This is a genomic window from Streptomyces sp. NPDC026246 (assembly GCF_055567995.1).
In genome coordinates this window covers 58,003-74,506 of sequence record NZ_JBVHPJ010000003.1, presented here as the reverse complement: position 1 = coordinate 74,506, position 16,504 = coordinate 58,003, and the positions used below count along the sequence as shown (strand labels likewise).

At 66.9% G+C, this 16,504-nt stretch carries 29 protein-coding genes; all 29 read right to left on the bottom strand.

The genetic code is table 11. The annotated features are described in order from the left end of the window. Positions 1-3: 3 nt before the first annotated feature. Complete coding sequence (truA, locus tag ACZ4M5_RS08545) at positions 4-858, bottom strand: tRNA pseudouridine(38-40) synthase TruA (protein ID WP_467734393.1); 855 nt, start codon at positions 856-858, stop codon at positions 4-6. Positions 859-997: 139 nt separating this feature from the next. Further along, a complete protein-coding gene (gene rplQ / locus ACZ4M5_RS08540) occupies positions 998-1,504 on the bottom strand; it encodes a 50S ribosomal protein L17 (RefSeq protein WP_467734391.1) in 507 nt (168 codons plus the stop codon). A 168-nt stretch (positions 1,505-1,672) separates the two neighbouring features. Beyond that, positions 1,673-2,695: a DNA-directed RNA polymerase subunit alpha gene (locus ACZ4M5_RS08535; RefSeq protein WP_003966937.1), complete on the bottom strand. Its 1,023-nt coding sequence runs from the start codon at positions 2,693-2,695 to the stop codon at positions 1,673-1,675. A 151-nt stretch (positions 2,696-2,846) separates the two neighbouring features. Next, positions 2,847-3,251, bottom strand: a complete 405-nt coding sequence (gene rpsK / locus ACZ4M5_RS08530) for a 30S ribosomal protein S11 (RefSeq protein ID WP_003956432.1) — start codon at positions 3,249-3,251, stop codon at positions 2,847-2,849. Positions 3,252-3,315: 64 nt separating this feature from the next. Beyond that, entirely contained in the window at positions 3,316-3,696 is a 381-nt protein-coding gene (gene rpsM, locus ACZ4M5_RS08525) for a 30S ribosomal protein S13 (protein ID WP_004984507.1), read from the bottom strand. Positions 3,697-3,890: 194 nt separating this feature from the next. Further along, positions 3,891-4,004: a 50S ribosomal protein L36 gene (rpmJ, locus tag ACZ4M5_RS08520; protein ID WP_003974245.1), complete on the bottom strand. Its 114-nt coding sequence runs from the start codon at positions 4,002-4,004 to the stop codon at positions 3,891-3,893. 59 nt (positions 4,005-4,063) lie between these two features. Further along, positions 4,064-4,285 carry a translation initiation factor IF-1 gene (infA, locus tag ACZ4M5_RS08515; RefSeq protein WP_003948620.1) on the bottom strand — a complete coding sequence of 74 codons (222 nt, stop codon included), beginning with the start codon at positions 4,283-4,285 and terminating at the stop codon, positions 4,064-4,066. Between the two features lie 234 nt (positions 4,286-4,519). After that, on the bottom strand, positions 4,520-5,356 hold the full coding sequence (gene map, locus ACZ4M5_RS08510) for a type I methionyl aminopeptidase (RefSeq protein ID WP_467734389.1): 837 nt from the start codon (positions 5,354-5,356) through the stop codon (positions 4,520-4,522). 132 nt (positions 5,357-5,488) lie between these two features. Continuing rightward, positions 5,489-6,151 carry an adenylate kinase gene (locus tag ACZ4M5_RS08505; RefSeq protein ID WP_467734387.1) on the bottom strand — a complete coding sequence of 221 codons (663 nt, stop codon included), beginning with the start codon at positions 6,149-6,151 and terminating at the stop codon, positions 5,489-5,491. Continuing rightward, a complete protein-coding gene (gene secY / locus ACZ4M5_RS08500) occupies positions 6,151-7,464 on the bottom strand; it encodes a preprotein translocase subunit SecY (protein ID WP_467734385.1) in 1,314 nt (437 codons plus the stop codon). Before secY ends, ACZ4M5_RS08505 begins: the two co-directional genes overlap by 1 nt. A 244-nt stretch (positions 7,465-7,708) precedes the next feature. Further along, positions 7,709-8,164: a 50S ribosomal protein L15 gene (gene rplO, locus ACZ4M5_RS08495; protein ID WP_030233862.1), complete on the bottom strand. Its 456-nt coding sequence runs from the start codon at positions 8,162-8,164 to the stop codon at positions 7,709-7,711. Positions 8,165-8,166: 2 nt separating this feature from the next. Then, positions 8,167-8,349 carry a 50S ribosomal protein L30 gene (gene rpmD, locus ACZ4M5_RS08490; RefSeq protein WP_003974250.1) on the bottom strand — a complete coding sequence of 61 codons (183 nt, stop codon included), beginning with the start codon at positions 8,347-8,349 and terminating at the stop codon, positions 8,167-8,169. 2 nt (positions 8,350-8,351) lie between these two features. After that, positions 8,352-8,957 carry a 30S ribosomal protein S5 gene (gene rpsE / locus ACZ4M5_RS08485; protein ID WP_009190144.1) on the bottom strand — a complete coding sequence of 202 codons (606 nt, stop codon included), beginning with the start codon at positions 8,955-8,957 and terminating at the stop codon, positions 8,352-8,354. A gap of 41 nt (positions 8,958-8,998) precedes the next feature. Then, the gene (rplR, locus tag ACZ4M5_RS08480; protein WP_007494754.1) at positions 8,999-9,382 is read right to left on the bottom strand and encodes a 50S ribosomal protein L18; all 384 of its coding nucleotides are present in this window, start codon (positions 9,380-9,382) and stop codon (positions 8,999-9,001) included. A 3-nt stretch (positions 9,383-9,385) separates the two neighbouring features. Further along, positions 9,386-9,925 (bottom strand): 50S ribosomal protein L6, encoded by a 540-nt coding sequence (gene rplF, locus ACZ4M5_RS08475; RefSeq protein WP_383500906.1) that lies wholly within the window; start codon positions 9,923-9,925, stop codon positions 9,386-9,388. Positions 9,926-9,949: 24 nt separating this feature from the next. Beyond that, on the bottom strand, positions 9,950-10,348 hold the full coding sequence (gene rpsH, locus ACZ4M5_RS08470) for a 30S ribosomal protein S8 (protein ID WP_015658459.1): 399 nt from the start codon (positions 10,346-10,348) through the stop codon (positions 9,950-9,952). A 213-nt stretch (positions 10,349-10,561) separates the two neighbouring features. Beyond that, positions 10,562-10,747 carry a type Z 30S ribosomal protein S14 gene (locus ACZ4M5_RS08465; protein ID WP_003948630.1) on the bottom strand — a complete coding sequence of 62 codons (186 nt, stop codon included), beginning with the start codon at positions 10,745-10,747 and terminating at the stop codon, positions 10,562-10,564. A 5-nt stretch (positions 10,748-10,752) separates the two neighbouring features. Continuing rightward, positions 10,753-11,310, bottom strand: a complete 558-nt coding sequence (rplE, locus tag ACZ4M5_RS08460; protein ID WP_333932834.1) for a 50S ribosomal protein L5 — start codon at positions 11,308-11,310, stop codon at positions 10,753-10,755. Next, the gene (gene rplX / locus ACZ4M5_RS08455; RefSeq protein WP_003992365.1) at positions 11,310-11,633 is read right to left on the bottom strand and encodes a 50S ribosomal protein L24; all 324 of its coding nucleotides are present in this window, start codon (positions 11,631-11,633) and stop codon (positions 11,310-11,312) included. The genes rplE and rplX overlap by 1 nt, the downstream gene beginning before the upstream one ends. Before the next feature lie 2 nt (positions 11,634-11,635). Further along, the gene (gene rplN, locus ACZ4M5_RS08450) at positions 11,636-12,004 is read right to left on the bottom strand and encodes a 50S ribosomal protein L14 (protein WP_003998823.1); all 369 of its coding nucleotides are present in this window, start codon (positions 12,002-12,004) and stop codon (positions 11,636-11,638) included. A gap of 103 nt (positions 12,005-12,107) precedes the next feature. Further along, entirely contained in the window at positions 12,108-12,395 is a 288-nt protein-coding gene (gene rpsQ, locus ACZ4M5_RS08445; RefSeq protein ID WP_010036717.1) for a 30S ribosomal protein S17, read from the bottom strand. Further along, a complete protein-coding gene (gene rpmC, locus ACZ4M5_RS08440) occupies positions 12,395-12,619 on the bottom strand; it encodes a 50S ribosomal protein L29 (RefSeq protein WP_010036720.1) in 225 nt (74 codons plus the stop codon). Before rpmC ends, rpsQ begins: the two co-directional genes overlap by 1 nt. Then, on the bottom strand, positions 12,619-13,038 hold the full coding sequence (gene rplP / locus ACZ4M5_RS08435; RefSeq protein ID WP_004984526.1) for a 50S ribosomal protein L16: 420 nt from the start codon (positions 13,036-13,038) through the stop codon (positions 12,619-12,621). The genes rpmC and rplP overlap by 1 nt, the downstream gene beginning before the upstream one ends. 5 nt (positions 13,039-13,043) lie before the next feature. After that, positions 13,044-13,865: a 30S ribosomal protein S3 gene (gene rpsC / locus ACZ4M5_RS08430; protein WP_369195975.1), complete on the bottom strand. Its 822-nt coding sequence runs from the start codon at positions 13,863-13,865 to the stop codon at positions 13,044-13,046. Further along, the gene (gene rplV, locus ACZ4M5_RS08425; protein WP_033308966.1) at positions 13,865-14,212 is read right to left on the bottom strand and encodes a 50S ribosomal protein L22; all 348 of its coding nucleotides are present in this window, start codon (positions 14,210-14,212) and stop codon (positions 13,865-13,867) included. Before rplV ends, rpsC begins: the two co-directional genes overlap by 1 nt. A 44-nt stretch (positions 14,213-14,256) precedes the next feature. Further along, positions 14,257-14,538 (bottom strand): 30S ribosomal protein S19, encoded by a 282-nt coding sequence (rpsS, locus tag ACZ4M5_RS08420; RefSeq protein WP_053759516.1) that lies wholly within the window; start codon positions 14,536-14,538, stop codon positions 14,257-14,259. Positions 14,539-14,550: 12 nt separating this feature from the next. After that, positions 14,551-15,387, bottom strand: a complete 837-nt coding sequence (gene rplB / locus ACZ4M5_RS08415) for a 50S ribosomal protein L2 (RefSeq protein ID WP_369195974.1) — start codon at positions 15,385-15,387, stop codon at positions 14,551-14,553. 40 nt (positions 15,388-15,427) lie between these two features. Next, positions 15,428-15,847, bottom strand: coding sequence for a 50S ribosomal protein L23 (gene rplW, locus ACZ4M5_RS08410; RefSeq protein ID WP_467734380.1), 420 nt, complete (start codon positions 15,845-15,847; stop codon positions 15,428-15,430). After that, positions 15,847-16,503, bottom strand: a complete 657-nt coding sequence (rplD, locus tag ACZ4M5_RS08405) for a 50S ribosomal protein L4 (protein WP_398107041.1) — start codon at positions 16,501-16,503, stop codon at positions 15,847-15,849. The genes rplW and rplD overlap by 1 nt, the downstream gene beginning before the upstream one ends. Position 16,504: the final 1 nt, after the last annotated feature.

Below are 16,504 nucleotides of genomic sequence, written 5' to 3'. Positions count from 1 at the left end.
CGTTCAGCAGCACCCGGCCGTCGGCAACGACCGTTTGTTGCGCGCCTCCTTGCTGCGCGCGGCGAGCAACTCGTCGGCCGGGTAGCCGACTTCCTCCAGCGTCAGCCCGTGCGGCCGGACCACGTGCACGGCCGAGTCGCGGACGCCCGCCGCCAGCACCTTGCCGGGCCAGTCGGCCGGCCGGTGCCCGTCCCCCACGAACAGCAGCGCCCCGATCAGCGAGCGCACCATGTTGTGGCAGAACGCGTCGGCCCGCACGGTCGCGGTGATGATCCCGTCCTCCCCCCGCACCAGGCTCAGCTCCTGGAGGGTGCGGATGGTGGTGGCGCCCTCCCGCTTCTTGCAGTACGCGGCGAAGTCGTGCTCGCCGAGCAGCCCGCGGGCGGCCTCGTTCATGGCGTCCACGTCCAACGGCCAGTCGTGCCACAGCACATGGCCGCGCAGCAGCGGGTCGACACCACCGGGATTGTCGGTGACCCGGTACGCGTAGCGCCGCCAGATCGCCGAGAAACGGGCGTTGAACCCGCTGGGCGCCTCCCTGAGGGCCCAGACCCGGACGTCCCTCGGCAGCCGCCCGGCAAGCCGCTTGAGCAGCTTCTGGTGGTGCTCGTCCCACACCTCGCGCGGCAGATCGACGTGGGCCACCTGCCCCCGGGCGTGCACACCGGCGTCGGTGCGCCCCGCGACGGTCAGCTCGTACGTCTCCCGCGACCGCGTCACGGTCCGCAGGGCGTCCTCGATCTCGCCCTGTACGGTGCGCCGCCCCCCGGCCTGCTTGGCCCAGCCGGAGAACTCGCTCCCGTCGTAGGAGAGATCCAGCCGCACCCGCACGAACCCGGCCTCTACTTCGTCACTCACCCCGAGATCCTCTCACCAACGAGAAAGCGGGCCCGTCCCTCGAAAGGAACGGACCCGCAACGCCCTTGAGGGGCGCGGGGAACCGCGCGAACAACCACGACGAAGCCGCAGCCGCCGACGCACAGCCCCCGGCAGACGCTTACGCGTCCTTGGACTCCTCGCCCTTGGACTCCTCGGCGGAAGCCTCGTCGGCCTTGGTCGTGTCGACCTGGGCCTCGGCAGCCTCGTTGTCCTTCGCGGCGCGCTTGGTCGCGGCCTCGGCCTCGCCGGTCGCCTCCTGCGCCACCGTCAGGCCCTCGACCAGCTCGATGACGGCCATGGGCGCGTTGTCGCCACGGCGGTTACCGATCTTGGTGATGCGGGTGTAGCCACCCGGACGGTTCTCGTAGCGCGGGCCGATCTCGGTGAAGAGCGTGTGGACGATGCTCTTGTCCGTGATGACCTGCAGCACCTGACGACGGTTGTGAAGGTCGCCCTTCTTCGCCTTGGTGACCAGACGCTCGGCGTACGGCCGCAGACGGCGGGCCTTCGCCTCGGTGGTGGTGATGCGGCCGTGCTCGAACAGCGACTTCGCGAGGTTCGCGAGCAGCAGCTTCTCGTGCGCGGCGCTGCCGCCCAGACGGGCACCCTTGGTGGGCTTCGGCATGGTGTTTCTCCTAGGTGTCTGCCCCGGCCGTATCAGGTACCGGGGTCAGTATCCGAGCAGGCGGTCGCCTGTCGGAGATCCGGGGCGCCTTTCGACGCCCCGGAGGATCCGCGCCCCGTAAGGGGCGCGGGGAACTGCGCGACCGGCCACGACGGACCGGCAGCCGGATCAGTACTGCTCGGTCTCCACGAAACCGGCGTCCGCGTCGTCGTCGGCGCCGAAGGCGTCCGCGGCAGCGGTCGGGTCGAATCCGGGCGGGCTGTCCTTCAGGGCCAGGCCCATGCCGGCCAGCTTCGCCTTGACCTCGTCGATCGACTTCGCACCGAAGTTGCGGATGTCGAGCAGGTCCGCCTCGGACCGCGCCACGAGCTCACCCACGGAGTGGATGCCCTCGCGCTTGAGGCAGTTGTACGACCGAACGGTGAGCTCCAGCTCCTCGATCGGCAGCGCCAGATCGGCGGCCAGGGCGGCGTCCGTGGGGGACGGGCCCATGTCGATGCCCTCGGCGTCGATGTTCAGCTCGCGGGCGAGACCGAACAGCTCCACCAGGGTCTTGCCGGCGGACGCCATGGCGTCACGCGGGCGCATGGCCTGCTTGGTCTCGACGTCGACGATCAGCTTGTCGAAGTCGGTCCGCTGCTCGACACGCGTGGCCTCGACCTTGTACGTGACCTTGAGCACCGGCGAGTAGATCGAGTCGACCGGGATCCGGCCGATCTCCTGGCCGACCTGCTTGTTCTGCACGGCGGAGACGTAACCGCGGCCGCGCTCGACCGTCAGCTCCATCTCCAGCTTGCCCTTGCCGTTGAGCGTGGCGAGGACGAGGTCGGGGTTGTGCACCTCGACACCGGCCGGGGGCGCGATGTCGGCGGCGGTGACCAGACCCGGGCCCTGCTTGCGCAGGTACATCACGACCGGCTCGTCGTGCTCCGAGGAGACGACCAGCTGCTTGATGTTGAGGATCAGGTCGGTGACGTCCTCCTTGACGCCCGGCACGGTGGTGAACTCGTGCAGGACACCGTCGATGCGGATGCTGGTGACAGCGGCACCGGGGATGGAGGACAGCAGGGTACGGCGGAGGGAGTTGCCGAGGGTGTAACCGAAGCCCGGCTCCAGCGGCTCGATCACGAACCGGGAGCGGAACTCGTCGACGACCTCTTCGGTCAACGAGGGACGCTGAGCGATCAGCATGTGTGGATCAGATCCTTCTTTCGTGGACGCCCGCTATATGACGCCCGACGGAAACCGCACCGGGAACAGCGCGGGTACTGCAAGGGTACGGGCGATACGGCCCTTTTACGGAGCCGTACCGCCCGAAAACCGTGAACCCGAAGGCGACGCGTCAGACGCGGCGGCGCTTCGGCGGACGGCAGCCGTTGTGCGGGGTCGGGGTGACGTCCTGGATGGAGCCGACCTCGAGGCCCGTGGCCTGCAGGGAGCGGATCGCGGTCTCACGACCGGAACCCGGGCCCTTCACGAACACGTCGACCTTGCGCATGCCGTGCTCCTGGGCGCGGCGGGCGGCCGACTCGGCGGCCATCTGCGCGGCGAACGGCGTGGACTTCCGGGAGCCCTTGAAGCCGACGTGGCCGGCGGAGGCCCAGGAGATCACGTTGCCGGACGGGTCCGTGATCGAGACGATCGTGTTGTTGAACGTGCTCTTGATGTGCGCGTGGCCGTGAGCGACGTTCTTCTTTTCCTTGCGGCGCACCTTCTTGGCAGCGCCCTGACGACCCTTGGGGGGCATCTATAACTCCTACGGGAGGTGGTCGGTCCTACAGCGAAGACCGTGGACAGGCGTCCGCTGTGGACTACTTCTTGCCCGGCTTCTTCTTGCCGGCGATGGCGCGACGCGGGCCCTTGCGGGTACGCGCGTTGGTGCTGGTGCGCTGACCGCGGACGGGCAGACCACGACGGTGACGCAGACCCTGGTAGGTGCCGATCTCGACCTTGCGGCGGATGTCGGCCTGGATCTCGCGACGGAGGTCACCCTCGGTCTTGATGTTGTTGTCGACGTACTCGCGGATCGCGACGAGCTGCTCCTCGGAGAGGTCGCGAACGCGGGTGTTCGGGTCGACGCCGGTGGCGGCCAGCGTCTGCTGCGAGAGGGTCCGGCCGATGCCGAACACGTAGGTGAGGGCGATCTCCACGCGCTTTTCGCGCGGGATGTCAACACCGGAAACGCGTGCCATTCAATGGCTCCAGTTACTTGACGGAGGTCTTCCGCAGGAACCGGCTCCCAGCCGCCGTACCAGGTACGAACTGGGTCCCCGGCCTCCGACCGGGGGTGTCAGACGGATCGGTGTCCGCCTGGGCCCTGCGTATGAACTATTCAGCTTGCGTCGCGCGAAGACTCTGCGAGGAAGGCAGAGGGATCGGTCGTGCGTCAGCCCTGGCGCTGCTTGTGGCGCGGGTTGTCGCAGATGACCATGACCCGACCGTGACGGCGGATCACCCTGCACTTGTCGCAGATCTTCTTGACGCTCGGCTTGACCTTCATGGGATTGAGGTTCTCCGGGTCAGTGCCACCACCCCGCCGGAACGGGATGCGGGCAAGATCTACTTGTAGCGGTAGACGATCCGGCCACGCGTCAGGTCGTACGGAGACAGCTCCACCACGACCCGGTCGTCAGGGAGGATGCGGATGTAGTGCATGCGCATCTTGCCGCTGATGTGTGCCAGGACCTGGTGGCCGTTCTGGAGCTCGACCTTGAACATGGCGTTCGGAAGAGACTCGACGACAGTGCCCTCGATCTCGATGGCACCTTGCTTCTTGGCCACGCTTCGCCCTTCGAATCGACTACCTTGATCGACTCCGTGCGGAGCGCATGAGGACATGCGAGTACACGAGAGCCGACGAGTCAGTCTACGTCAGGCCCCTCGGAAACACGAATCGAGAAAGTCTGCCCCACCGAGCAGATCCTTAAGCACGCGCCGAGGGGCGCGGGGAACTGCGCGACCGGCCCCACGTACGCGCAGCCGCCGTCGGGCAGGCCCACAGGCCCCGGAGGGCGCTCAGCCCAGCGGATCCGGCGCCGCAGTGATCCCCAGCTCGGCGAGCTTCGCCTTGCCCCCGTCGGGAGACGTCAGCACGAGCGGCCCCTCCTCCGTCAGGGCGACGGAGTGCTCCCAGTGCGACGACCACGTACCGTCCGTCGTGATGACGGTCCAGTCGTCCTGGAGGACCTCCGTCCGCGGCGTGCCCAGGGACACCATCGGCTCGATCGCGAGGCAGAAGCCGGGCACCAGCTTGGGGCCCTTGCCGCGCCGCCGGTCGACGTAGTTCAGCAGGTGCGGGTCCATGTGCATCTCGGTGCCGATGCCGTGGCCGCCGTAGTCCTCGATGATCCCGTACTTGCCGCCGCCGGGCTTCGGCTGGCGGCGGATGTAGGTCTCGATGGCGCGGGAGATGTCGACCAGCCGGTTGCCCGGCTTCATGGCGGCGATGCCGGCCCACATCGACTCCTCGGTCACCCGGGAGAGCTCGATCAGCTCCGGGGAGTGGCCGGAGCCCACGAAGGCCGTGAAGGCGGCGTCGCCGTGCCAGCCGTCGATGATCGCGCCGCAGTCGATGGAGATGACGTCCCCGTCCTTGAGCACCACGTCGTCCGAGGGGATGCCGTGGACGACGACCTCGTTCACCGAGGTGCAGATCGTCGCGGGGAAACCGCCGTAGCCGAGGAAGTTCGGCTTGGCGTTGTGCTCGGCGAGCACCTTGCGGGCGACCTGGTCCAGATCCTTCGTCGTGGCCCCCGGTACGGCGGCCTCACGGGTCGCCGCGTGGATGGCGGCGACGACCAGCCCCGCCTCACGCATCTTGGCGATCTGCTCGGGGCTCTTGATCTGCACCATGGGGGCTGGGCCTTTCTGGACCTACGGCGGCTGTCGGACGCCTTCAACGATACGGGGCCGCGCGACCGGCCCGCCCACGCAGCGGCCGCGGCTCCCCCGGGGGGAACCGCGGCCGTAGCTGTGTGGTGACGACTACGTGTCGTCCCCGCCACGCTTGAGCGCCTCCATGGCGCGCGTCGTGACGTCCTCCACCTTGCCGAGCGCGGAGATCGTGACCACCAGGCCCTGGGCCTTGTAGTAGTCGATGATCGGCTCGGTCTGCGTGTGGTAGACCTCCAGCCGCGTGCGGACGGTCTCCTCGGAGTCGTCGTCGCGCTGGTACAGCTCGCCGCCGCAGACGTCGCAGACGCCGTCCTTGGCCGGCTGCTTGTACGTCACGTGGAAGACGTGCGAGGAGTCGTTGCGGCAGATGCGCCGGCCGGCGATCCGCTTCACGACCTCGTCCTCGGGGACCTCGAGGTCGAGCACCGCGTCGAGCTGCATGCTCTCGCGCTCGAGCAGCTCGTCGAGCGCCTCGGCCTGCGAGACGTTGCGCGGGAAGCCGTCCAGCAGGAAGCCGTTCTCGGCGTCCGGCTGCTCCATGCGGTCCTTCGCCATCGCGATGGTGACCTCGTCGGGGACGAGATTGCCCGCGTCCATGTAGGACTTCGCCAGCTTGCCGAGCTCCGTCTGCCGGCTGATGTTGGCGCGGAACAGGTCGCCCGTGGAGATGTGCGGGATCGACAGGTTCTTGGCCAGGAACGCGGCCTGCGTTCCCTTACCGGCACCCGGCGGCCCGACGAGGACGATTCGCATCAGCGGAGGAACCCTTCGTAATTGCGCTGCTGGAGCTGGCTCTCGATCTGCTTCACCGTCTCGAGACCGACACCCACGATGATCAGGATGCTGGTCCCGCCGAACGGGAAGTTCTGGTTTGCCCCGAAACCAGCCAACGCCATCGTCGGCACGAGAGCGATCAGCCCCAAGTACAGCGAACCCGGCCAGGTGATCCGGTTGAGTACGTAGCTCAGGTACTCAGCGGTCGGTCGGCCAGCCCGGATGCCCGGGATGAAGCCACCATACTTCTTCATGTTGTCGGCGACTTCCTCGGGGTTGAACGAGATCGCGACGTAGAAGAAGGCGAAGAAGACGATCAGCAGGAAGTACGTGACGATGTAGTACGGGTGGTCGCCCTTGACGAAGTGTTGCTCGATCCAGGTCTTCCAGCCCGAGGTCCCTCCGGCGAACTGAGCGATCAGCGCCGGGATGTAGAGCAGCGACGAGGCGAAGATGACGGGGATCACACCCGCCTGGTTCACCTTCAGCGGGATGTAGGTGGACGTGCCCCCGTAGGAGCGGCGGCCGATCATGCGCTTGGCGTACTGCACCGGGATGCGGCGCTGGGCCTGCTCGACGAAGACCACCAGGCCGACCATGGCGAAGCCGACCAGGATGACCGTGCCGAACTCGATCCAGCCGCCGGCCAGCGAGCCCTGCTCCTTGATGGCCCACAGCGCGGACGGGAAGGTGGCGGCGATCGAGATGAACATCAGGATCGACATGCCGTTGCCGATGCCGCGGTCGGTGATGAGCTCACCGAGCCACATCACGGCCGCCGTGCCGGCGGTCATCGTGATGACCATGGTGATGGTGATGAAGATCGACTGGTCGGGGACGATCTGGCTGGCCACCGGGCAGTTCTGGAACAGCGCGCCGCTGCGGGCGGTGGCGACGAGACCGGTGCCCTGCAGGATCGCGAGGGCGATCGTCAGGTAGCGCGTGTACTGCGTGATCTTCGCCGTACCGGCCTGGCCCTCCTTCTTGAGGGCTTCCAGACGGGGGATCACCACGGTCAGCAGCTGCAGGATGATGCTCGCCGTGATGTACGGCATGATGCCCAGGGCGAAGATCGTGATCTGCAGCAGCGCGCCGCCGCTGAACATGTTGACGAGCCCGAAGAGGCCCTGGTTGGCCTGGGCGTTGTCGATACAGGTCTGGACGTTGCGGTAGTCGACGCCTGGGATCGGGATGTGCGTACCGACCCGGTAGACCACGATGATGCCGAGCGTGAAGAGCAGCTTCTTGCGCAGGTCGGGCGTCTTGAACGCCCGGGCGAACGCGGTGAGCACGGTGCCTCCTGCGACCCCCGCGCAACTGCGTCAAGGGTGACGTCTTGAGAGTCCAATGGAACAACGACTTGGGTAACGGTCAACTGCCGCTCAGAGTGCCGGAAGTGCAGCACCCCGTGTGAAGAGGGCAGTGCAGGCCACCTTACCGGCGGGACTGCCGCCCTAGGAACGACCAACCGGGGATACCCCATTTGTGGGGTATCCCCGGTCGGGATCGCTCAGGTCATCGAGACGCCTGTGATGTTCAGACGAGCTCGGTGACGGTACCGCCGGCGGCGGTGATCTTCTCCTTGGCGGAGCCGGAGACGGCGTCGACCGTCACCTGCAGCGCCACGGAGACCTCGCCCTGGCCGAGCACCTTGACGAGCGCGTTCTTGCGAACGGCACCCTTGGCCACCAGACCCTCGACGGTGACCTCGCCACCCTCGGGGTACAGGGCGGCCAGCTTGTCGAGGTTCACGACCTGGTACTCGGTCTTGAACGGGTTCTTGAAGCCCTTCAGCTTCGGAAGACGCATGTGGAGGGGCATCTGGCCACCCTCGAAGCGCTCCGGAACCTGGTAACGGGCCTTCGTGCCCTTGGTACCACGACCGGCCGTCTTACCCTTCGACGCCTCACCACGACCGACACGGGTCTTGGCGGTCTTGGCGCCCGGGGCGGGACGGAGGTTGTGGATCTTGAGCGGGTTCTGCTCCGCCATGATCAGTCGACCTCCTCGACCGTCACGAGGTGGCGGACGGTGTGCACCATGCCGCGGAACTCGGGACGATCCTCCTTGACGACCTGCGTGTTGATGCCCTTGAGACCAAGGGAACGCAGGGTGTCACGGTGGTTCTGCTTGCTGCCGATGTAGGACTTGACCTGCGTAATCTTGAGCTGCGCCATGATTACGCACCCGCCCCGGCACGCGCACGCAGCAGAGCCGCGGGGGCGACGTCCTCGAGCGGCAGACCACGGCGGGCCGCGATCTCCTCGGGACGCTGCAGGCCCTTCAGGGCCTCCACGGTCGCGTGCACGATGTTGATCGCGTTGTCGGAGCCGAGCGACTTCGACAGCACGTCGTGGATACCGGCGCACTCGAGCACGGCACGCACCGGACCACCGGCGATAACACCGGTACCGGGCGACGCGGGCTTCAGGAGCACGACGCCGGCAGCCTTCTCACCCTGGATGGGGTGCGGGATGGTGCCCTGGATGCGGGGGACCTTGAAGAAGTGCTTCTTGGCCTCCTCAACACCCTTGGCGATGGCGGCCGGCACCTCCTTGGCCTTGCCGTATCCGACACCCACGGTGCCGTCACCGTCGCCCACCACGACCAGCGCGGTGAAGCTGAAGCGACGACCACCCTTCACAACCTTGGCGACGCGGTTGATCGCGACGACGCGCTCAACGTACGCGGTCTTCTCGGCGGCAGCAGCGCCGCCGTCACGGCCCTTCCGGTCCCGCCGCTCGCCGCCACCGGCACCGCCACCGCGGCGCTGGGGTCCAGCCATTGGAATTACCTCTCTCTGTTTCCGCTAGCTACGGAACCGACTCAGAACTTGAGTCCGGCCTCGCGGGCGGCGTCCGCCAGGGCGGCGATGCGCCCCGCGTACTGGTTACCACCACGGTCGAACACGACGGCCTCGACACCGGCGGCCTTGGCGCGCTCGGCGACCAGGGCGCCGACCTGCTTGGCCTGCGCGGACTTGTCGCCCTCGCCACCGCGGATCGAGGTGTCCAGGGTGGACGCCGACGCCAGGGTGTGACCCTTGATGTCGTCGATCACCTGGGCCACGATGTGGCGGTTCGAGCGGGTAACGACCAGACGGGGACGCTCCGCCGTACCGTTGATGTGCTTACGGATCCGGATGTGGCGGCGCTTGATCGCGGCGCGCTTGTAGGCGTCGCCCTTAAGGATCTTCTGTCCGTATGCCATGGCTTACTTACCCGCCTTTCCGACCTTGCGGCGGATGACTTCGCCCTCGTACTTGACGCCCTTGGCCTTGTACGGGTCGGGCTTGCGCAGCTTGCGGATGTTGGCCGCAACCTCGCCGACCTTCTGCTTGTCGATGCCCTCGACCGAGAAGCGGGTCGGGGTCTCCACCTTGAAGGTGATGCCCTCGGGCGCCTCGACGGTGATCGGGTGGCTGTAGCCGAGCGCGAACTCGAGGTTCGAGCCCTTGGCCGTCACGCGGTAACCGACACCGCTGATCTCGAGCTTCTTCACGTAACCCTGGGTCACGCCGGTGATCATGTTCGCCACCAGCGTGCGGGACAGGCCGTGCAGGGCCTTGCTCTGACGCTCGTCGTTGGGGCGGGTGACGTTCAGAACGCCGTCCTCACCCTTGGCGATGTCGATCGGCGCGACAACGGTGTGGGTCAGCGAGCCCTTGGGGCCCTTGACCGAGACCGTACGGCCGTCGATGGTGACGTCCACGCCGGCGGGAACCGTGATGGGGAGCTTGCCAATACGCGACATAGCTGTTTCCTCCGTTCCCTTCCGCTACCAGACGTAGGCGAGGACTTCCCCACCCACGCCCTTCTTGCCGGCCTGCTTGTCGGTGAGGAGCCCGTGCGACGTGGAGATGATGGCCACGCCGAGGCCGCCCAGCACCTTGGGCAGGTTGGTGGACTTCGCGTACACCCGGAGACCGGGCTTGGAGATCCGCTTGATGCCCGCGATGGAGCGCTCACGGTTGGGGCCGAACTTCAGCTCCAGGACGAGGTTCTTGCCGACCTCGGCGTCCTCGACCTTCCAGCCCGTGATGAAGCCCTCCTGCTGGAGGATCTCCGCGATGTGCGACTTGATCTTCGAGTGCGGCATCGCCACGGTGTCGTGGTATGCCGAGTTCGCGTTCCGCAGACGCGTAAGCATGTCTGCGATCGGATCAGTCATGGTCATGAATTGGCCTTCGGCCTCTCTCGCCGGGGTTTCCTGATGCGCCATCCCTCTCCCCGATCCGAGACGGGACGGGTGCGGCGCGGTGGACCTACGGCGTAGTAAGTCGTAAGGGCGGCGGCAGACGCCCAACCCCACAAGCCTAAGGCATGCGGGCTGGGCGTCCTGCCGCCCCGGTTGCTTACCGAGAGTCCTGCTAATCCCTGATTGGGGGGATTACCAGGAGCTCTTGGTCACGCCCGGCAGCTCGCCACGGTGAGCCATCTCACGAAGGCACACGCGGCACAGGCCGAACTTGCGGTACACGGAGTGCGGGCGGCCGCAGCGCTGGCAGCGGGTGTAGCCACGCACACCGAACTTGGGCTTGCGAGCAGCCTTAGCGATCAGAGCCTTCTTCGCCATCTCGCTCACGCCTCCTTGAAGGGGAAGCCGAGGTGACGAAGGAGCGCGCGGCCCTCAGCGTCGTTGGTCGCCGTGGTCACCACGGTGATGTCCATACCCCGGGTGCGGTCGATCTTGTCCTGGTCGATCTCGTGGAACATGACCTGCTCCGTGAGACCGAAGGTGTAGTTGCCACGGCCGTCGAACTGCTTGGGGGACAGGCCGCGGAAGTCGCGGATGCGCGGCAGCGCGAGCGACAGGGTGCGGTCCAGGAACTCCCACATGCGGTCGCCACGAAGCGTGACGTGGGCACCGATCGGCTGGCCCTCGCGCAGCTTGAACTGCGCGATGGACTTGCGGGCCTTGGTGACGGCCGGCTTCTGACCGGTGATCGTGGTGAGGTCCTTGATGGCGCCCTCGATCAGCTTGGAGTCGCGGGCGGCGTCGCCCACACCCATGTTGACCACGATCTTGACGAGACCGGGGATCTGCATGACGTTCTCGTACTTGAACTCGTCACGCAGCTTGCCCGTGATCTCCTCACGGTACTTCTGCTTCAGACGCGGAGTGGTGGTGGTAGCCATCAGATGTCCTCACCCGTCCGCTTGGCAACGCGGATCTTGTTGCCTTCGTCGTCGAAGCGGTAACCGACGCGGGTCACGACCTTGTTGCCGTCCTTCTCCACGACCAGCTGGACGTTGGAGACGTGGATCGGCGCCTCGGTGGTGACGATGCCGCCGGCCTGCGAACCGCGAGCCGTCGGACCGGCCTTGGTGTGCTTCTTGACCCGGTTGACACCCTCGACCAGGACGCGGTCCTCGCGGGGGAAGGCCGCGATGACCTTGCCCTGCTTGCCCTTGTCCTTACCGGTGATGACCTGGACCAGGTCGCCCTTCTTGATCTTCATGCTCACAGCACCTCCGGCGCGAGGGAGATGATCTTCATGAACTTCTTCTCGCGCAGCTCACGGCCGACCGGGCCGAAGATACGGGTGCCGCGAGGGTCGCCGTCGTTCTTCAGAATGACGGCGGCGTTCTCGTCGAAGCGGATGTACGAGCCGTCCGGGCGGCGGCGCTCCTTGACGGTGCGAACGATGACCGCCTTGACGACGTCACCCTTCTTCACGTTGCCACCGGGGATCGCGTCCTTGACGGTGGCGACGATGACGTCACCGATACCCGCGTAGCGGCGACCGGAGCCACCGAGCACACGGATGCAAAGGATCTCCTTCGCACCAGTGTTGTCGGCGACACGCAGTCGCGACTCCTGCTGGATCACGTCTATCTCCTGATTGTCTGCCGGTTCCCGGGGCGGGCTGCTTCACTTGCACACCCGCCCCGAGCCTGGCGGAACGATGCCTAGGGGGTCCCCCTAGGAGGGATTACTTGGCCTTCTCGAGGATCTCGACGACGCGCCAGCGCTTGGTCGCGGACAGCGGCCGGGTCTCCATGAGGAGGACGCGGTCGCCGACACCCGCGGCGTTCTGCTCGTCGTGGGCCTTGAGCTTGTTCGTACGACGGATGACCTTGCCGTACAGCGCGTGCTTGACGCGGTCCTCGACGGCGACGACGACGGTCTTGTCCATCTTGTCGCTGACGACCAGACCCTCACGGGTCTTGCGGAAACCGCGGTCCGTCTTGGTCTCTTCAGTCACGTTGCTCTCGCTCATCAGGCGCTCTCCACCGTCTCGATGCCCAGCTCGCGCTCACGCATCAGGGTGTAGATCCGCGCGATGTCCTTGCGGACGGCCTTGAGCCGACCGTGGTTCTCGAGCTGACCCGTCGCCGCCTGGAAGCGGAGGTTGAACAGCTCTTCCTTGGCCTCGCGGAGCTTGTTGAGAAGCTCCTCGTTGCCCAGCTCGCGCAGCTCCGACGCCTTGGTACCGGCCGACATCACGCTTCACCTGCCTCGCGCTTGACGATCTTGCACTTCATCGGCAGCTTGTGAGCCGCACGGGTCAGGGCCTCGCGCGCGATCTTCTCGTTGGGGTACGACAGCTCGAACATCACGCGTCCGGGCTTGACGTTGGCCACCCACCACTCCGGGGAGCCCTTACCGGAACCCATGCGGGTCTCGGCCGGCTTCTTGGTGAGGGGGCGGTCCGGGTAGATGTTGATCCAGACCTTGCCACCACGCTTGATGTGACGCGTCATGGCGATACGAGCGGCCTCGATCTGACGGTTCGTCACATACGCCGGGGTCAGCGCCTGGATGCCGTACTCGCCGAACGCAACCTGCGTGCCACCCTTGGACATGCCGTTGCGCTTGGGGTGGTGCTGCTTGCGGTGCTTGACCCTACGGGGGATCAGCATGACGGTCAGGCCTCCGTTCCGGTGCTCTCAGCCGGAGCGGCGGCGGGAGCCTCGGCCTTGGGGGCCTCGGCGCCGGCAGCCTGCTGCGGCTTGCGACCGCGCCGCTCGCCACCGCGGCCACCACGGGCCGGGCGGTCGTTGCCACCGCGGGCCGGGCGGTTGCCCGCACGGGCGGCGGCGTTCTCGGCGCGGACCTCGGCGATGTTCTTGACGTCGCCCTTGTAGATCCAGACCTTCACACCGATGCGGCCGAAGGTCGTCTTGGCCTCGAAGAAGCCGTAGTCCACGTTCGCGCGGAGCGTGTGCAGGGGCACGCGGCCCTCGCGGTAGAACTCCGAGCGGGACATCTCGGCGCCACCGAGGCGGCCACCGCACTGGATCTTGATGCCCTTGGCGCCGGCCTTCATCGCCGACTGCATGCTCTTGCGCATGGCACGGCGGAAGGAGACGCGGGAGGAGAGCTGCTCGGCGACGGCCTGGGCCACGAGCTGAGCGTCCGTCTCGGGGTTCTTGACCTCGAGGATGTTCAGCTGGACCTGCTTGCCGGTGAGCTTCTCGAGGTCACCGCGGATGCGGTCGGCCTCGGCGCCGCGGCGGCCGATGACGATGCCCGGACGAGCGGTGTGGATGTCCACACGCACGCGGTCACGGGTGCGCTCGATCTCGACCTTGGAGATGCCGGCGCGCTCCATGCCGGACGTCATCATCCGACGGATGGCGACGTCTTCCTTGACGTAGTCCTTGTACAGCTTGTCGGCGTACCAACGCGACTTGAAGTCGGTCGTGACACCGAGCCGGAACCCGTGCGGGTTTACCTTCTGGCCCATTACCGGGTTCCTTCCTTGCTGCTGACGACCACGGTGATGTGGCTGGTCCGCTTGCGGATCCGGTAGGCACGGCCCTGGGCGCGCGGCCGGAACCGCTTCAGGGTCGGGCCCTCGTCGACGTAGGCCTCGGAGACGAAGAGGCTGTCGACATCGGTGTGGTCGTAGTTGTGCGCGGCGTTGGCGATGGCGCTGTCCAGCACCTTGCCCACCGGCTGGCTCGCGGCCTGCGGGGCGAAACGCAGGACCGCCTGAGCCTCCGTGGCGCTCATGCCACGGATGAGGTCCACCACGCGGCGGGCCTTCATGGGCGTGACGCGGATGTACCGCGCCTGGGCCCTGGCTTCCATGGTTGTCCCTTCAGTGTCTGTCATGGTCGATTGCACCCCGCCGACTAGCGGCGCTTCGACTTCCGGTCGTCCTTGACGTGGCCCCGGAAGGTGCGGGTCGGCGAGAACTCGCCGAGCTTGTGGCCGACCATCGACTCGGTGACAAACACCGGGATGTGGGTCTTGCCGTTGTGCACCGCGAGCGTGTGGCCGAGCATGGCCGGCACGATCATCGAGCGACGGGACCAGGTCTTGATGACGTTCTTGGTGCCGGCTTCGTTCTGGGCGTCCACCTTCTTCATCAGGTGGTCGTCGACGAAGGGCCCCTTCTTCAAGCTACGAGGCATCTCAACCCGTCCTTAGCGCTTCTTGTTCGTCTTGCGGCGGCGGACGATGTACTTGTTCGACGCCTTCTTGGGCGAACGAGTACGGCCTTCCTTCTTGCCCCACGGGGACACAGGGTGGCGACCACCGGAGGTCCGGCCCTCACCACCACCGTGCGGGTGGTCAACCGGGTTCATGACCACACCACGGACGGTCGGGCGAACGCCCAGCCACCGCTTACGGCCCGCCTTGCCCCAGTTGATGTTGCTCTGCTCGGCGTTGCCGACCTCGCCGATGGTGGCGCGGCAGCGGACGTCGACCAGGCGGATCTCACCGGACGGCATGCGCAGGTGGGCCATCTGGCCCTCCTTCGCGAGCAGCTGCACGGAGGCACCGGCGGAGCGGGCGAACTTGGCGCCGCCACCGGGACGGAGCTCGATCGCGTGGATCGTGGTACCGACCGGGATGTTGCGGAGGGCCAGGTTGTTGCCCGGCTTGATGTCGGCCCCGGGACCGTTCTCGACGCGGTCACCCTGCTGCAGGTTGCGCGGGGCGAGGATGTAGCGCTTCTCGCCGTCGGCGTAGTGCAGCAGCGCGATGCGCGCGGTGCGGTTGGGGTCGTACTCGATGTGCGCGACCTTCGCCGGCACGCCGTCCTTGTCGTGACGACGGAAGTCGATCACGCGGTAGGCGCGCTTGTGGCCACCACCCTGGTGGCGGACGGTCACACGACCGGAGTTGTTACGGCCACCCTTGCTGTGCAGGGGGCGGACCAACGACTTCTCCGGCGTGGACCGCGTGACCTCGACGAAGTCGGCGACGCTGGAGCCGCGACGGCCCGGCGTAGTCGGCTTGTACTTGCGGATTCCCATTTCTCAGTCCTCGTCCGATATCGGACGATCCGGACCGCCCTTAGGCGGTCGGACCGCCGAAGATGTCGATACGGTCGCCCTCAGCGAGGGTCACGATCGCGCGCTTGGTGGACGCACGCTGGCCGAAGCCGGTGCGGGTCCGCTTGCGCTTGCCCTGGCGGTTGATCGTGTTGACCCCGGTGACCTTGACCGAGAAGACCGCCTGGACGGCCTGCTTGATCTGGGTCTTGTTGGCGCTCGGGTCGACGATGAACGTGTACTTGCCCTCGTCGAGGAGCGCGTAGCTCTTCTCGGAGACGACCGGCTTCAGCAGCACGTCACGGGGGTCCGTGAACGACTTGCTCAGCGGGGTCTCGACGGTTGCCTTGCCCTCGGTCGCGTGGCGACGCGCCTTGGCGACGCGAGCGGCCTTGGCCTTCTTCGCGGCCTTGGAGGCGATAGCGGGGTGACGGATGGCCATCAGGCCTCGCTCCCTTCGGTGTCAGTGGCCTTCGGGCCGGACACGAAGGACTCGAAAGCGGCCTTGGTGAAGACCACGTCGTCCGAGACGAGAACGTCGTACGTGTTCAGCTGGCCCGGCTCCAGGATGTGGACCTGGGGCAGGTTGCGGGCGGACAGCCACGCGGCCTCGTCGGCGCGGTCGACGACCAGGAGCAGGTTCTTGCGCTCCGAGATCTTGCCGAACAGCGTCCGGGCGGCCTTCGTCGACGGGCTCTCGCCCTCGACGACGCCGGAGACGACGTGGATGCGGTTGTGGCGGGCCCGGTCGGTGAGGGCGTGACGCAGGGCGGCAGCCTTCATCTTCTTCGGGGTCCGCTGCGAGTAGTCACGCGGCACGGGACCGTGCACGACGCCACCACCGGCGAACTGCGGCGCGCGGGTCGAACCCTGACGGGCGCGACCGGTGCCCTTCTGGCGGTACGGCTTCTTGCCACCGCCGCGGACCTCGCCACGGGTCTTGGTCTTGTGCGTGCCCTGACGGGCAGCGGCCAGCTGTGCGACGACGACCTGGTGGATCAGCGGGATGCTGACCTTCTCAACGCCGAAGATCTCCGCGGGGAGCTCGACGGAACCGGCCTTGTCGCCCGCCGGCGAAAGGATGTCAACAGTGCTCATT

Bases quoted from the DNA above. Each gene is read 5' to 3' on its own strand.
- rplQ (WP_467734391.1), bottom strand. From the start codon at position 1,504: ATGCCGAAGCCCACCAAGGGTGCCCGTCTGGGCGGCAGCGCCGCGCAC.
- ACZ4M5_RS08535 (WP_003966937.1), bottom strand. From the start codon at position 2,695: ATGCTGATCGCTCAGCGTCCCTCGTTGACCGAAGAGGTCGTCGACGAG.
- rpsK (WP_003956432.1), bottom strand. From the start codon at position 3,251: ATGCCCCCCAAGGGTCGTCAGGGCGCTGCCAAGAAGGTGCGCCGCAAG.
- rpsM (WP_004984507.1), bottom strand. From the start codon at position 3,696: ATGGCACGCGTTTCCGGTGTTGACATCCCGCGCGAAAAGCGCGTGGAG.
- rpmJ (WP_003974245.1), bottom strand. From the start codon at position 4,004: ATGAAGGTCAAGCCGAGCGTCAAGAAGATCTGCGACAAGTGCAGGGTG.
- map (WP_467734389.1), bottom strand. From the start codon at position 5,356: ATGGTGCAGATCAAGAGCCCCGAGCAGATCGCCAAGATGCGTGAGGCG.
- ACZ4M5_RS08505 (WP_467734387.1), bottom strand. From the start codon at position 6,151: ATGCGAATCGTCCTCGTCGGGCCGCCGGGTGCCGGTAAGGGAACGCAG.
- rplO (WP_030233862.1), bottom strand. From the start codon at position 8,164: ATGGCGGAGCAGAACCCGCTCAAGATCCACAACCTCCGTCCCGCCCCG.
- rpmD (WP_003974250.1), bottom strand. From the start codon at position 8,349: ATGGCGCAGCTCAAGATTACGCAGGTCAAGTCCTACATCGGCAGCAAG.
- rpsE (WP_009190144.1), bottom strand. From the start codon at position 8,957: ATGGCTGGACCCCAGCGCCGCGGTGGCGGTGCCGGTGGCGGCGAGCGG.
- rplR (WP_007494754.1), bottom strand. From the start codon at position 9,382: ATGGCATACGGACAGAAGATCCTTAAGGGCGACGCCTACAAGCGCGCC.
- rplF (WP_383500906.1), bottom strand. From the start codon at position 9,925: ATGTCGCGTATTGGCAAGCTCCCCATCACGGTTCCCGCCGGCGTGGAC.
- rpsH (WP_015658459.1), bottom strand. From the start codon at position 10,348: ATGACCATGACTGATCCGATCGCAGACATGCTTACGCGTCTGCGGAAC.
- ACZ4M5_RS08465 (WP_003948630.1), bottom strand. From the start codon at position 10,747: ATGGCGAAGAAGGCTCTGATCGCTAAGGCTGCTCGCAAGCCCAAGTTC.
- rplE (WP_333932834.1), bottom strand. From the start codon at position 11,310: ATGGCTACCACCACCACTCCGCGTCTGAAGCAGAAGTACCGTGAGGAG.
- rplX (WP_003992365.1), bottom strand. From the start codon at position 11,633: ATGAAGATCAAGAAGGGCGACCTGGTCCAGGTCATCACCGGTAAGGAC.
- rpsQ (WP_010036717.1), bottom strand. From the start codon at position 12,395: ATGAGCGAGAGCAACGTGACTGAAGAGACCAAGACGGACCGCGGTTTC.
- rpmC (WP_010036720.1), bottom strand. From the start codon at position 12,619: ATGTCGGCCGGTACCAAGGCGTCGGAGCTGCGCGAGCTGGGCAACGAG.
- rplP (WP_004984526.1), bottom strand. From the start codon at position 13,038: ATGCTGATCCCCCGTAGGGTCAAGCACCGCAAGCAGCACCACCCCAAG.
- rpsC (WP_369195975.1), bottom strand. From the start codon at position 13,865: ATGGGCCAGAAGGTAAACCCGCACGGGTTCCGGCTCGGTGTCACGACC.
- rplV (WP_033308966.1), bottom strand. From the start codon at position 14,212: ATGGAAGCCAGGGCCCAGGCGCGGTACATCCGCGTCACGCCCATGAAG.
- rpsS (WP_053759516.1), bottom strand. From the start codon at position 14,538: ATGCCTCGTAGCTTGAAGAAGGGGCCCTTCGTCGACGACCACCTGATG.
- rplB (WP_369195974.1), bottom strand. From the start codon at position 15,387: ATGGGAATCCGCAAGTACAAGCCGACTACGCCGGGCCGTCGCGGCTCC.
- rplW (WP_467734380.1), bottom strand. From the start codon at position 15,847: ATGGCCATCCGTCACCCCGCTATCGCCTCCAAGGCCGCGAAGAAGGCC.
- rplD (WP_398107041.1), bottom strand. From the start codon at position 16,503: ATGAGCACTGTTGACATCCTTTCGCCGGCGGGCGACAAGGCCGGTTCC.